This window comes from Xanthomonas hortorum, assembly GCF_011305375.1.
GTDB lineage: Bacteria > Pseudomonadota > Gammaproteobacteria > Xanthomonadales > Xanthomonadaceae > Xanthomonas > Xanthomonas hortorum_E.
Genome location: NZ_VCME01000021.1, coordinates 141,018 through 153,807, shown reverse-complemented (window position 1 = coordinate 153,807; position 12,790 = coordinate 141,018). Strand labels below are relative to the sequence as shown.

9 protein-coding genes are annotated in these 12,790 nt (G+C 65.0%); 1 reads left to right on the top strand and 8 read right to left on the bottom strand.

The features are described from left to right. Window positions 1–16 precede the first annotated feature (16 nt). The 7 genes from FFY45_RS17950 to FFY45_RS17920 form a co-directional block, all read right to left on the bottom strand. Complete coding sequence (locus tag FFY45_RS17950) at window positions 17–1,156, bottom strand: protein-glutamate methylesterase/protein-glutamine glutaminase (protein WP_176341485.1); 1,140 nt, start codon at window positions 1,154–1,156, stop codon at window positions 17–19. Next, window positions 1,153–1,959, bottom strand: coding sequence for a CheR family methyltransferase (locus FFY45_RS17945; protein WP_176341459.1), 807 nt, complete (start codon window positions 1,957–1,959; stop codon window positions 1,153–1,155). Before FFY45_RS17945 ends, FFY45_RS17950 begins: the two co-directional genes overlap by 4 nt. 4 nt (window positions 1,960–1,963) lie before the next feature. Beyond that, window positions 1,964–3,247, bottom strand: coding sequence for an EAL domain-containing response regulator (locus FFY45_RS17940; protein ID WP_176341458.1), 1,284 nt, complete (start codon window positions 3,245–3,247; stop codon window positions 1,964–1,966). A gap of 28 nt (window positions 3,248–3,275) precedes the next feature. Beyond that, window positions 3,276–3,797: a chemotaxis protein CheW gene (locus tag FFY45_RS17935; protein ID WP_176341457.1), complete on the bottom strand. Its 522-nt coding sequence runs from the start codon at window positions 3,795–3,797 to the stop codon at window positions 3,276–3,278. Window positions 3,798–3,807: 10 nt separating this feature from the next. After that, window positions 3,808–5,964, bottom strand: a complete 2,157-nt coding sequence (locus FFY45_RS17930; protein WP_176341456.1) for a methyl-accepting chemotaxis protein — start codon at window positions 5,962–5,964, stop codon at window positions 3,808–3,810. A 68-nt stretch (window positions 5,965–6,032) separates the two neighbouring features. Continuing rightward, window positions 6,033–8,048, bottom strand: coding sequence for a chemotaxis protein CheA (locus FFY45_RS17925; RefSeq protein ID WP_176341455.1), 2,016 nt, complete (start codon window positions 8,046–8,048; stop codon window positions 6,033–6,035). Window positions 8,049–8,066: 18 nt separating this feature from the next. Continuing rightward, on the bottom strand, window positions 8,067–8,396 hold the full coding sequence (locus tag FFY45_RS17920; RefSeq protein ID WP_006451387.1) for an STAS domain-containing protein: 330 nt from the start codon (window positions 8,394–8,396) through the stop codon (window positions 8,067–8,069). Between the two features lie 39 nt (window positions 8,397–8,435). Between FFY45_RS17920 and FFY45_RS17915 the strand changes: the two genes are divergently transcribed. After that, window positions 8,436–8,732, top strand: a complete 297-nt coding sequence (locus tag FFY45_RS17915; RefSeq protein ID WP_176341454.1) for a hypothetical protein — start codon at window positions 8,436–8,438, stop codon at window positions 8,730–8,732. Between the two features lie 172 nt (window positions 8,733–8,904). Here the strand turns inward: FFY45_RS17915 and mfd are convergent, their stop codons facing one another. Beyond that, window positions 8,905–12,375, bottom strand: a complete 3,471-nt coding sequence (gene mfd / locus FFY45_RS17910) for a transcription-repair coupling factor (RefSeq protein ID WP_176341453.1) — start codon at window positions 12,373–12,375, stop codon at window positions 8,905–8,907. Window positions 12,376–12,790: the final 415 nt, after the last annotated feature.

Here is a 12,790-nt window from a genome sequence, read left to right as displayed (position 1 = left end):
CTCTTCGCGCAGCGCGCTACTGCAGCTGCGTCACGATCTCGCGTGCCATCGCGCCCAGCGGCAGAATGCGGTCGGCGCCGCCGCGTTTGATCGCTTCCTTTGGCATGCCGAACACGATGCTGGTGTGCTCGTCCTGTGCCACGGTGCGTGCGCCGGCCTGACGCATTTCCAGCAGGCCGGCAGCACCGTCGTCGCCCATGCCGGTCATGATGATGCCCAGTGCATTGCTGCCGGCGGCGCGTGCGGCCGAGCGAAACAGCACATCCACCGAGGGACGATGGCGGTTGACCGGCGGGCCTTCCATGACCTCGACGAAATACTGCGCGCCACTGCGGCGCAGCAGCAGGTGCTTGCCGCCGGGTGCGATCAACGCGCGGCCCGGCATCACCCGATCGTTGTTGGCAGCCTCTTTCACTGCGATCTGGCACAAACCATTCAGGCGCGCGGCAAAGGCCGCGGTGAACTTCTCCGGCATGTGCTGCACGATCACGATGCCGGGGCAGACACGTGGCAATGCGGTCAGCACTTCTTCCAGCGCCTGGGTGCCGCCGGTGGAGGTGCCGATTGCGACGATGCGCTCGGTGGTCTGCGCCAGCGCGCGCCCGCTCTGCGCCGGCAGGATCACATCGGCGGTGTGTTTGACCTCCGCTTCCAGCGGCACGGCGCTGACGCGCGCGGCCAGCCGTTTGACGTTGGCGCGTGCGGCGCTGCGCACGGTATTGACCAGTTCGTCGGCCGAATCGGTGAGGAATTGCTTGAGTCCCAGTCGCGGCTTGGTCACCACAGCCACCGCGCCGGCGGCCAGCGCATCCATGGTGACGCGCGCACCTTTTTCGGTGAGCGTGGAGCAGATCACTACCGGGGTGGGCCGCTCGCTCATGATCTTGCGCAGGAAGGTGATGCCGTCCATGCGCGGCATTTCCACATCCAGCACGATCACGTCCGGCCATTGCTTGCGCATCTTCTCGATCGCCAGCAGCGGGTCGGCCGCAGTGGAGATGACCTCGATGTCGGCCGCGTCGTTGAGCACGCTCACCAGCACCTGGCGCACCACCGCCGAGTCGTCGACGACCATGGCCTTGATGGTCTTGGTGTTGGCAGCCGGGCTGGCGGCGGGGCGGTTGAAGGCTGTCGACACGGGCGATCCTTGGCTCAGGCCTTGCGGAAAATCGAGGGTGCCACCTGGACCAGATCGATGTCGAGTTCGCTCAGGCTTTCCGAATGGCCGATGCAGAAATGCCCGCCCGATTTGAGATTGGACAGCACGCGCAGGATCACCTCGCGCTTGGTCTGGCCATTGAAATAGATCATGACATTGCGCAGGAAGATCGCATCGAAGCTGCCCAGCGCCGGCAACGCGGTATTGAGGTTGGCGTGCACGAACTTCACCCGATCGCGCAGCCGGCGTTCCACCAGCAAGGTGCCGTCGTACTCGCCCTGACCACGCAGGCAATAGCGTTTGAGATAGGGCTGCGGAATGCCGTCGATGCGTTGCAAGGCGTAATGCCCGGTGCGTGCCTTGGCCAGCACGCGGGTGCTGATGTCGCTGCCGACCACCTCGAACGGGCGGCCTTGCAAGGTATCGTCCAGCACCATCGCCATACTGTAGGCCTCTTCGCCGCTGGAGCTGGCTGCGCTCCAGCACCGGAACGGCAGGCCGCCGCGATGGTCGCCGGCCAGCTTGCGCAGCAGCTCGAAGTGCTTGGGCTCGCGGAAAAAATAGGTTTCGTTGGTGGTCAGCAGGTCGATCGCGGTCTGGATCTCGGCGCGGTCCTGGCGGCTCTCCAGCAACTGCAGATACTGCGTGTAGTTGTTGAACTGATGTTCGCGCAGGCGCTTGCCCAGGCGGCCGCACAACATGGCTTTTTTGCCGGAGGAAATGCTGATGCCGGCCGCTTCGAAGATGAAGCGCTGGAAGCGGCCGAATTCCTGTTCGGTGATGGCGGTGGCGGTGCTCATGGTCTCAGGCGACATCCGCATCGCTGGCCAGTGCGCTGTCGCTCAGGCGTGCGATGCGCACGGCGTGTTCGCGCCACCATTCCGACAGCATCGGCCCGGGCATCGGCGAGCCCATCAGATAGCCCTGCGCCAGATCGCAGCCGAGCTCGCGCAGCAGGCGCCAGTCCTCGGGTGTTTCCACGCCTTCGGCCACGGCAGTCAGTTCAAGCCGGTGCGCCAGTTCCAATGTGGATTCGAGCACGGTGCGCTGGCTGCGGCTGCGATGCGCGGCATGCACGAAGCTGCGATCCAGTTTGAGTTCGGTGAACGGAATGCTGGCCAGGCGCTGCAGCGAGGAGAAACCGGTGCCGTAATCGTCGATCGACAGACCAAAGCCATGCAGACGCAGTCGTGCCAGCATGCTCAACGCATTGGCCGGCTCCACGATGGCGCTTTCGGTGAGTTCCAGCACCAGATCCGCAGGGCTCAGGCCGTTGTCGCTCAGCTTGGCGCACAGCTGTTCGAGAAAATCCTGCTCGCTGAGCAGGTTGGGCGACAGGTTCAATGCCAGCGTCAGCTGGAATCCTTCCGCACGCCAGTCCACCAATTGCGCAATCGCCTTGTCGATCACCTGCTGGGTCAACGCGTGGATCAGGCCTTCGCGTTCGGCCAATGGAATGAAGCGGTCCGGCCCGATCATGTCGCCTTGCGGGCGGCGCCAGCGCGCGAGCGCTTCCACACCGCGCAGCCGGCCATCCTTGAGATCGAGTTTGGGTTGGTAAGCCACACGGATTTCGCCGCGGCGCATCGCACGGTCCAGGCGCGACGCGGCCGCGCCACCGCTGGACATCAGCGGCGACATCGCCGCCGGTGCAAACGCCGCTGCGCCAGCCGCGGGCTCGGGTTCGCACTCCAGCACAGTGGCCAGATCCTGCAGATGCATCGGCTTTTCGATGCCGCCGAGCACGCGTACGCCGGCGCTGCGGCTGAGCTGCATCACCGCATCGATCAAGGCGCCACCGCGTTGCGACACCACGATCACCGGCACGCTGTACTTGCCGCGCGCCAGTGCGTCGAGCAACTGCACGCCATCCATGCCGGGCATTTCCAGATCGATCAGCAGCAGAGATGGCGCGATGGCGCTGCTCAACCAGGCCAGCGCAGCGTGGCCATCCACCGCGCCGTCGACCGCAACGGCGCCGAGTTGGCGGCACAGCGCCATCGCATGCTCGCGCTGGACCACGCTGTCGTCGACGACCAACACCGGGCCGTCCAGCGCGCAGCTGCAGGAGAGAAGGGTGGGGCGCATGGGAGTCCTTGCGTGCATGCGGAGCATGTCAGGCCGCCAGCTCGGCGACAGGAAGCTGGGCGAGGGTGTCGTTGCTCAGCACGGCATCGGCATCGAGCAGGATCACGAAGCGCTCGCCGATCTTGGCCATGGCCTGGATGAAATCGCGGGCGATGCCGGCGCCGAAGCTGGGCGCGCCGGCGATATCATCGGGCGCGATGTCCAGCACTTCGCTGACCGCATCCACCAGCAGGCCGAGCACTTGGTGCGTACCGCCATGGGCGATCTCCACAATCACGATGCAGCTGCGCTTGGTGATTGCACTGGCGCTGCGGCCGAAGCGTTGCTGCAGATCCACCACCGGCACCACCGCGCCACGCAGGTTGATCACCCCGCGCAGGGCCGGCGGCATCATCGGCACGTCGGTGGGCGCGCGGTACTCGATGATTTCCTTGATGCCGAGAATGCCCAGGCCGAACATCTCCGTGCCCAGCAGAAAGGTCAGGTATTGCTGTGGTGCCGTCGATGACGGCGCATTGGTGGTGTTGGCTGCGCTGCTGTGCGATTGCATCGTCGGTTCCTCAGAAGCTGGCGAACTGCGATTCGTCGATCGCATCGGCGGTGGCAGCCACTGCGCTGATCTGGCGCACGTTGGTGCGCCGCGGTGGCGTGCTGAGCGCGGTGCTGTTGCTGTGCGGCGCGATCCGGCGCGGGCCCGGCTTGCTGCTGCCTGAAGCCACGGCACGGCCGCCATTGCCGAGCCGGAAGAAGCCCATCAGTTGCTGCAGCTGCTCGGCCTGCGCGCTCATTTCCTCGGAGGTTGCCGCCAGTTCTTCGGCATTGGCCGCCGCCGATTGCGTGGTCTGGTTCAACTGGCCGACGGCGGTGTTGATCTGGCTGACGCCGGCGGTCTGTTCTTCGGAGGCAGCGGCGATTTCCTGCACCAGATCGGAGGTGCGGCGGATCGAGGGCACCATCTCGCCGAGCACGCGGCCGGCGCTTTCGGCCAGCTCCACGCTGGAACCGGCCACCTCGCCGATTTCCTGCGCGGCGATCTGGCTGCGCTCGGCCAGCTTGCGCACTTCTGCCGCGACCACCGCAAAGCCCTTGCCGTGTTCGCCGGCACGCGCGGCCTCGATGGCGGCGTTGAGCGCGAGCAGGTTGGTCTGGTAGGCGATGTCGTCGATGATGCCGATCTTCTTGGCAATGTCCTTCATTGCCACCACCGTGGCGCGCACGGTGTCGCCGCCATCTGCGGCTTCGCTGGCGGCCTTGGCGGCCATGCTGTCGGTGACGCGCGCGTTCTCGGTGTTCTGTGCGATGGAGGCGGTCATCTGTTCCAGCGAGGCGCTGGTTTCTTCCACCCCGGCCGCTTGCTCGCTGGCGGCCTGTGCAAGCGCCTGCGCAGTGGCGCTGACCTGTTCGGAAGCGCTGGCCAGATTCTCGGCGTTGCGGTTGACCTCATCGACGATCTCGGTCAGCCGGCTCATGGTGGTGTTGACGTAGCGCTGCATGTCGGCGAATGCGCCTTCGTAGCGGCCTTCCACGGTGTGGGTGAGATCGCCCTCGGCCATCGCGCCCATCACCTGGATGACTTCGGAAATGCTGCGCAGGTTGCCGCGTGCCCGCTCCACGGTGTCGTTGATGAAGGCCTTCTTGCCCGGCAGCTGCGCCAGCGGTGCGTCGAAGTTGCCGCGACCGAATTCGGCCACCACGCCCATCGCCAGTTTCTTCACCGCGATATGCGCACCCACCATCTGATTGATGCCGGTGGCCATGCTGCGGAAATCGCCATCGAAGCCGCTGCTGTCGATGACCACATCGATATCACCGGCTTCGTGTTCGGCCGACATGTGGTTGATCTCGCGGATCAAGCCGGTGAGGCTGCCACGCACCTGTTCCAGGGTGTCGTTGATGAAGCGCTTCTTGCCCGGCAGCAGCGGCAGCTGCGCAGTGAAGTTGCCGCGGCCGAACTCGGCCACGCAGGCGATGGCCTGCTTCTTGACCGCGATGTGGCTGGCCACCATCGCATTGATGCCTTCGGCCATGCGGCGGAAATCGCCGGTGAAGCGTTGCGTGTCGATGACCACGTCGATGTCGCCGGCATCGTGCTCGCTCGCCATGCGGTTGACCTCGGCGACCATGCCGGTGAGGTTGCCGCGGATCTGGTCGACGATCTCGTTGATGAAGGCCTTCTTGCCCGGCAGGCGCTCCAGCTCGGCGGAGAAGTTGCCGCGCCCGAACTCGGCCACGCAGGCCATGGCCTGTTTCTTCACCGCGATGTGGTTGGCGACCATGCGGTTGATGCCTTCGCCCATCGTGCGGAAGTCGCCGTCGAAGCGTGCCACGTCGATACGGACATCGATCTCGCCGGCGTCGTGTTCCTGCGAGACGCGGTTGATCTCGTCGTTGACATGGCGAATGCTGCTTTGCACCTTGCGCAGTGCGCGCAAGACCTCACAAGCCTGCTCATCGCGCACCTGTGGCATGGCCACATCGAAGTTGCCGCGCGCGAATGCGTCCAGCGTGGTGGTGGCGATACTCAGCGAGTCGTTGGCAATGCGGATTGACCAGGCCAGCAACGCGCCGCTGACGAGGGCGGCCACCACGCTGGCGGCGAGCAGGGCGCCGTGCGACAGCGTCAGCGCAAAGCCGGCCACGACCACGACGACGGGCAGAACAAGAGCGAGGGCGGCGGTAAACCACAACTGGGTGGCGATCGGGAGACGGTGTGACATGGCGGCAGCTTCCTGGGGTCAGGGAACAACGAATAACGCGGTGATGTGGGGAGTGATGGTGTAAACGCTCAGGCCGCCAGGGCGTCCTGGTTGGGATGCAATTGCTGGAGCAGGCTGGGCACATCCAGAATCAGCGCGACATCGCCGCTGCCCAGGATGCTGGAGCCACTGATGCCTTTGACCTGTGCGAAGACCTTGGACAACGGCTTGATCACGGTCTGCCATTCGCCCAGCAGCGTGTCCACGACCAGGCCGAAGCGCTGCGCGCCCTGGCGGATCACCACGATGCTTTCGCGTGCAGGCGTCTTGCCGCCGAGCGCGAACAATTCGCGCAGGCGCACATACGGCAGCACGCTGCCGCGCAGATCGATGTAGTCGCTGGCGTAGTCGGGCGTGAACTCCACGCACTCTTCCACCACATCCAGCGGCACCACGAACACCGATTTGCCGACACCGACCTGGAAGCCGTTGATGATGGCCAGCGTCAGCGGCAGCCGCACCGAAATGGTGGTGCCCACGCCGGCGGTGCTGTCGATCTCCACAGTGCCGCGCAGCGCGGTGATGTTGCGCTTGACCACGTCCATGCCCACGCCGCGTCCGGACAGGTTGGTGACCTTTTCGGCAGTGGAAAACCCCGGCTCGAAGATCATCGCGAACACTTCGCGGTCGCTGAGCTGGCGGCCGGGTTCGATCAGGCCGCGTTCCAGCGCCTTGGCCAGGATGCGGTCGCGGTTCAAGCCGCCGCCGTCGTCGGTGATCTGGATGACGATGCTGCCGGAGTCGTGATAGGCGTTAAGGCCAACGGTGCCGCGTGCGGGCTTGCCGTGTGCCACGCGCACGTCGGCCGGTTCGATGCCGTGATCCATGGCATTGCGCACCAGATGGGTGAGCGGGTCGCCGATCTTTTCCACCACCGACTTGTCCAGTTCGGTGTCTTCGCCGGCCACGACCAGCGCGATGTCCTTGCCGAGTTCGCGTGCCACATCGTGCACCACGCGCTGGAAGCGGCTGAAGGTGCCGCCGATCTTGACCATGCGCAGTTGCAGGGCGCTTTCGCGCACCTCTTCCACCAGGCCGGCCAGGATCGAGGCCGATTCCAGCAACTGTGCGTCGCCGGTGCGCTGCGCGTTGGCGTTGGTGCCGGCCACCGCGATGATGAGTTCGCCGACCAGATCGATCATCCGATCGAGTTTGTCGGCGTCCACACGGATCGAGCGCGCCTCGGCGTTGCGTGAGGCACCTTCCTGGGGGGCACGTGGCGGCGTTGCAGCCGAGGTTGAATTCGGCACTGCCGCGAGCACGCTGGCGACTGGTGCACTGGCCGCAGGCTCGATGACGAGAAGGGCGGCCGCCTCGGTCGGTGCTGGCACCGAGGTGATCTCCAGATCGCAATCCTCGCTCACGAACTCGAACACTTCTTCGATTGCGGCGCGGTCGGCATCGCTGCGCAACAGGATCTGGAAACCGAGATAGTTGGCTTCCGGATCGAGCTCTTCGAACGTCGGCAATTGGCTGTAATCGGTGCTGATCGATTCGACCGAACCCAGGCCGCGCAGATTGCGAATCAGCTTGAGCGGCGAGTTGCCGAAGCGCAGCGCATCGGCAAACAGCGTCAACGAAATACGCCAGTAACCACTTTGTTTTTCAGGTGTGCCGAGCTGGATGGCGGCCTCAGTGACGCCGCACACGCTGCCTTGCAGATAGGTCTGCAACTGCGCGAGCAACGGCTCGGCCTCGGTCGCCAGTGCGGCCGCATCCGCGTGGCTTGGATCGGCCGCGGTTTCCACCAAGGCGTGGATGTGATCGCAGCACACCAGCAGCAGCGCGATCAGTTCCGAACTCAGCGTCAGTGCTTCCTCGCGCACCAGATCCAGCACGCTTTCCAGCACATGGGTAAAGCCGACCAGCTGCGGCAGATCGAACAACCCGCCCGAGCCCTTGATGGTATGCGCTGCGCGAAAGATCGCGTTGACCGCATCGGGCGATGACTCGCCACGCTCGGCTTCGAGCAGATGGCGTTCCATGTCTTCAAGCAGATCCCGGCTCTCGGCCAGAAAGGTCTGCATCAGCTGGTTCATGTCCATGCGCGTGTTACCTGTCCGTTAGTGAATGCGTTCGCCGAGGCACGCGACCGCATGCGGGTACAGCGCTTCGAGCAGGCCGAGCAGTTCGATCACATCGACCACTGCACGGCTGGAATCGGTGAGCGAAAACGGCCGCCCATCGGCCTGGATCGCCTGCTTGGTGGCCAGCAGCAACTGCAGGCCGGTGGTGTCGATCTCGCTGACCGCAGCGAGGTCCAGATGCAATCCACCCGGGTGCAGCAATGCCGGCTGCAATAGCGGCTTGAGTTCTGCAGCGCGACGGATCGTCATCTCGCCTTCCAGGGCGAGTGTCAGCGGCGCGGGTAGAGCGGACAGTGGCGTGTTCATTGGTGCCTCAAGCGATGCGATGGCGCACGGATGCGCGCCATGACGCGGAAGAAGGTCGCTCCGGCGTGGGCTTGCGTGGGCAGCTCTGCACACGGGGACATGCCGGTCTATGCAGGTATCGGCGCGCGGCAGGAATATTTAGGCAAAATTCAGCGCGGTGACGGATTTGAGAAATCCATCACTGCCTGGGTATTAATTGCTCAGGTTTGTCGCAAGCAGGCTCGGGAGTCGAATGTCCCGGACAGTCCTGCAGGACAGATAGCCGCATTTCGGTCGAATTCTTTAATGCATGCGGGATGGATTTTCTGCAGTGCCATTGCAGAAAATGCGCATTAGAAAGCCAACACGTGTCGTGCGTCGGTATCGCAGAGTGCGATGGGTTTTAGTGAAAATGCCGCATTGAGTTCGCATATCCTTGCGCAGTGATTACAGCGCGATCGACGCGTCCTTGCGTCGTCTATTGTCGAGATCGGTGCGCCAAGCAAACGCAACCGATGAAGCAGGCTTTTTATCTCGGCGCCAGCATCGTCAACAAGCCACGCGCCGCGTTGAAACGATCCGCGCCTTCCGGTAGCGGCAGCTTGATGCGCAGCTTGTCCGGGCCGTCCATGGTGTAGATCTTGGGCTGCTTCTGGATCATCTGGATCACCGCGACCGGGTCGATCGACGGCTTGGCCTCGAATACCAGACGGCCGCCGTTTTCGCCCAGATCCAGCTTGCGCACACCCAGCGCGTTGGCCTGCAGTTTGAGCTCGGCAATGGCGAACAGATGCTTGACCGGATCCGGTAGCAAGCCGAAGCGGTCGATCATCTCCACTTGCAACTCGCGCAGGGCATCGCTGTTGCGCGCACTGGAGATGCGCTTGTACAGCGTCAGCCGGGTGTGCACATCGGGCAGATAATCCGCGGGGATCAACGAAGCCACATGCAGCTCGACCTCGGCACCGCGCACTTCGTCGCCGGCATCCAGATCGGGCAGGTTGCCCTGGCGAATGCTGCGCACCGCGCGTTCCAGCAACTCGGTGTAGAGGCTGAAGCCGACCTCGGCCATCTGCCCGCTCTGGTCCTCGCCCAGCAGCTCGCCGGCACCGCGGATTTCCAGATCGTGCGTGGCCAACGTGAAGCCGGCGCCGAGCTCGTCCATCGAGGCGATCGCTTCCAGACGCTTCTCGGCATCGGCGGTGATCGAGCGACGGTCCGGCACCACCAGATACGCGTAAGCGCGGTGATGCGAACGACCGACGCGGCCGCGCAACTGATGCAACTGGGCCAGGCCGAAGCGGTCGGCGCGGTTGATGATGATGGTGTTGGCATTGGGGATGTCGATACCCGACTCGATGATCGTGGTCGACAGCAACACGTTGAAGCGCTGCTTCTGGAAATCCAGCATCACCCGCTCCAGTTCGCGCTCGGGCATCTGCCCATGCGCGATGCCGATGCGCGCCTCCGGCACCAGTTCGGACAGCTCGCGCTGCATGCGCACGATGCTTTCCACGTCGTTGTGCAGGAAGTACAGCTGCCCGCCGCGACTGAGCTCGCGCTGGAAGGCCTCGCGCAGCAGCGCGTTGTCCCAGGCGGTGATGAAGGTCTGCACCGCCAGCCGGTTCGGCGGCGGGGTGGCGATGATCGACAGGTCGCGCAACCCGGCCATGGCCATGTTGAGCGTGCGCGGGATGGGGGTCGCGGTGAGCGTGAGCAGATGCACGTTGGCGCGCATTGCCTTGAGCGCTTCCTTCTGCCGCACGCCGAAGCGCTGCTCTTCGTCGACCACGACCAGGCCCAGGTCCTTGAACTTGACGTCCGGCTGCAGCAGCCGGTGCGTGCCGATGATGACGTCGATCTCGCCGCTGGCGACCTTCTCCAGCTCGGCCTTGATCTCCTTGGTGCTCTTGAAGCGCGACAGCACTTCCACCTTCATCGGGTAATCGGCGAAGCGGTCGCGGAAGTTGCGGTAATGCTGCTCGGCCAGCAGTGTGGTCGGCACCAGCACCGCGACCTGCTTGCCGGCGCTGGCGGCGGCAAATGCGGCGCGCACGGCCACCTCGGTCTTGCCGAAGCCGACATCGCCGCAGACCACGCGGTCCATCGGCTGGCTGCTGCCCAGATCGCGCAGCGTCGCATCGATGGCCGCCAGCTGGTCGGCGGTTTCCTCGAACGGAAAGCCGGCCGCGAACGGTTCGTACATCGCCCGGTCCACCTGCAGCGCCAGACCGGCACGCGCACGTCGGCGGGCCTGGATTTCCAGCAATTCGGCCGCCACGTCGCGGACCTTTTCGGCCGCCTTGCGCTTTGCCTTGGTCCATTGCTCGCCGCCCAGCGAATGCAGTGGCGCGGTCTCGGCCGAGGCGCCGGAATAGCGGCTGATCAGATGCAGCTGCGCCACCGGCACATACAGCCGGTCGCCCTTGGCGTACTCGATTTCCAGGAACTCGCCGGGCATGCCGCCGGCGTCGAGCACGATCAGGCCGCGGTAGCGGCCCACACCGTGGTCTTCGTGCACGATCGGCGCGCCTTCGGACAGCTCGCCCAGGTCGCGGATGATCGCTTCCGGCTCGCGTCCGACCCGGCGGCTGCGGCGCGGCTGGTTGGCGCGCTCGGGAAACAGCTGGCGCTCGGTCAGCACCGCAATCTGCGGGGCGTCCAGCGCAAAGCCGTCTTCCAGCGGCGCCACGGTGATGCCGAAGCGCAGCTTGGGCGCCGCCAGGAAGGCGGGCAGGTCGGCGACGACCTCCGGCTTCAATTGCGCGGCGGCCAGCACTTCCATCAAGGCTTCGCGCCGGCCGGCGGTATCGGCGGCCACCAGCACGCGGCCGGGGTAATGGCCCAGGAACGAGGCCAGCGCCTGGCCGGCCGGTGCGTCTTTTGCCGCCACCGGCAGCGGCGGCAACGGCTGGTCGCCCAGGGCGGCGGCCTCGTCGATGCGCGGATGGTCGCTGGCCCAGACTTCGATGCGCGCCAGCTTGTTGAGCCGCTCGCGCAGTGCGTCCGGCGACTGATACAACTCGTCCGGCGTCAGCAGCGGGCGCTCCACATCGTGGCGGCGTTGCTCGTAGCGGTCCTGCGCCTGCGCCCAGAACGTGTCCGCCGCATTGGAAACGCCGGTGGCGACCAGCGGCAGCACGCGCTTGTCCAAATAATCGAACAAGGTGGCGGTCTTGCTGAAGAACATCGGCAGGTAATACTCCACCCCCGACGGCGCCAGCCCCGACTTCAGATCCTGATACAACGCGCTGCGCCGGGTATCCACGTCGAAACGCTCGCGCAGGCAGGCCAGCACACGTTCGACGCTGACATCGTCCATCGGCACTTCACGGCCGGGCAGTAGCTTGACGGCCTCGACCTTGTCCAGCGAGCGCTGCGATTCCGGGTCGAAGGCGCGGATCGAGTCGATATCTTCGTCCAGCAACTCGATCCGCAACGGCGTGGCTTCGCCCATCGGGAACACGTCGAGCAGGCCGCCGCGCACCGCAAAATCGCCCGGGTCCATCACCTGCGGCACGTTGCGGTAGCCGGCGCTTTCCAGGCGGCGTTTTTCCGCATCCAGATCCAGCCGCTGGCCGACCTTGAGATCGAAACTGCCGCCGACGATGTAGCTCAGCGGCGCCAACTGCTGCATCAGTGTCTGCACCGGCACGATCACCACGCCACGGGTCAGTGTGGGCAAACGGTGCAGCGCAGCCAAACGCTGGCTAATGATTTCCGGGTGCGGGCTGAACTGGTCGTAGGGCAGGGTTTCCCAATCGGGAAACGGCACCACCGGTAGCGTGGCGTGTTCGCCGAGCAGGGCATGCAGATCCGATTCGATCTGGTGCGCACTCTGGTTATCGCGAGCGATCACCAGCAGCGGGCCGGCATGCGCCTCGGCAGCTCGAGCGATCGACCAGGCCAGCGCAGTCGGCGAAGACGGGGCGCGCCAATAGGCACGAAGCTGGCCGGACTTGGGCAGCGGCGGAGAGGGGAAGGTGGTTGGCGACGGCATCAGCCCGCAATTTTACCAGAGCGCCCGCTGCGACCGGTCCATCCGGTGTGAAACCCGGCGTCTGGCCACCTGCGCAGAAGGGCGCTGCAGGGTCTAGCGTTACGTACAGCCTTTCTGACACCAGGCAAACCTTTGCAAACACCCCGTGGTCCAAGATGCAGTCGGCGGCGTAGGTCAAAGCCCGGTTGGTCGAGCGCGCGGTGCCCTCACCGCTCGCGGGACACGCCGCAAGTACGTCCATGTAGGCTCGGTGGCGGCATCCATGCCGCCACACGGTCCCGCAATCGGTGAGGGCACCGCACCAGAAAGTTTGCTGGCTGCTTTGTTAAAAACCATGCGTACCGAGCATCTCGACTGGTCCTTGCCCGCTCACCGTCGCGGGACCTTACGCGGCATGGATGCCGCGTCAGCGCTT

Bases quoted from the DNA above. Each gene is read 5' to 3' on its own strand.
- FFY45_RS17945 (WP_176341459.1), bottom strand. From the start codon at position 1,959: ATGAGCACCGCCACCGCCATCACCGAACAGGAATTCGGCCGCTTCCAG.
- FFY45_RS17935 (WP_176341457.1), bottom strand. From the start codon at position 3,797: ATGCAATCGCACAGCAGCGCAGCCAACACCACCAATGCGCCGTCATCG.
- FFY45_RS17930 (WP_176341456.1), bottom strand. From the start codon at position 5,964: ATGTCACACCGTCTCCCGATCGCCACCCAGTTGTGGTTTACCGCCGCC.
- FFY45_RS17920 (WP_006451387.1), bottom strand. From the start codon at position 8,396: ATGAACACGCCACTGTCCGCTCTACCCGCGCCGCTGACACTCGCCCTG.
- FFY45_RS17940 (WP_176341458.1), bottom strand. From the start codon at position 3,247: ATGCGCCCCACCCTTCTCTCCTGCAGCTGCGCGCTGGACGGCCCGGTG.
- FFY45_RS17915 (WP_176341454.1), top strand. From the start codon at position 8,436: ATGACGCGGAAGAAGGTCGCTCCGGCGTGGGCTTGCGTGGGCAGCTCT.
- FFY45_RS17925 (WP_176341455.1), bottom strand. From the start codon at position 8,048: ATGGACATGAACCAGCTGATGCAGACCTTTCTGGCCGAGAGCCGGGAT.
- mfd (WP_176341453.1), bottom strand. From the start codon at position 12,375: ATGCCGTCGCCAACCACCTTCCCCTCTCCGCCGCTGCCCAAGTCCGGC.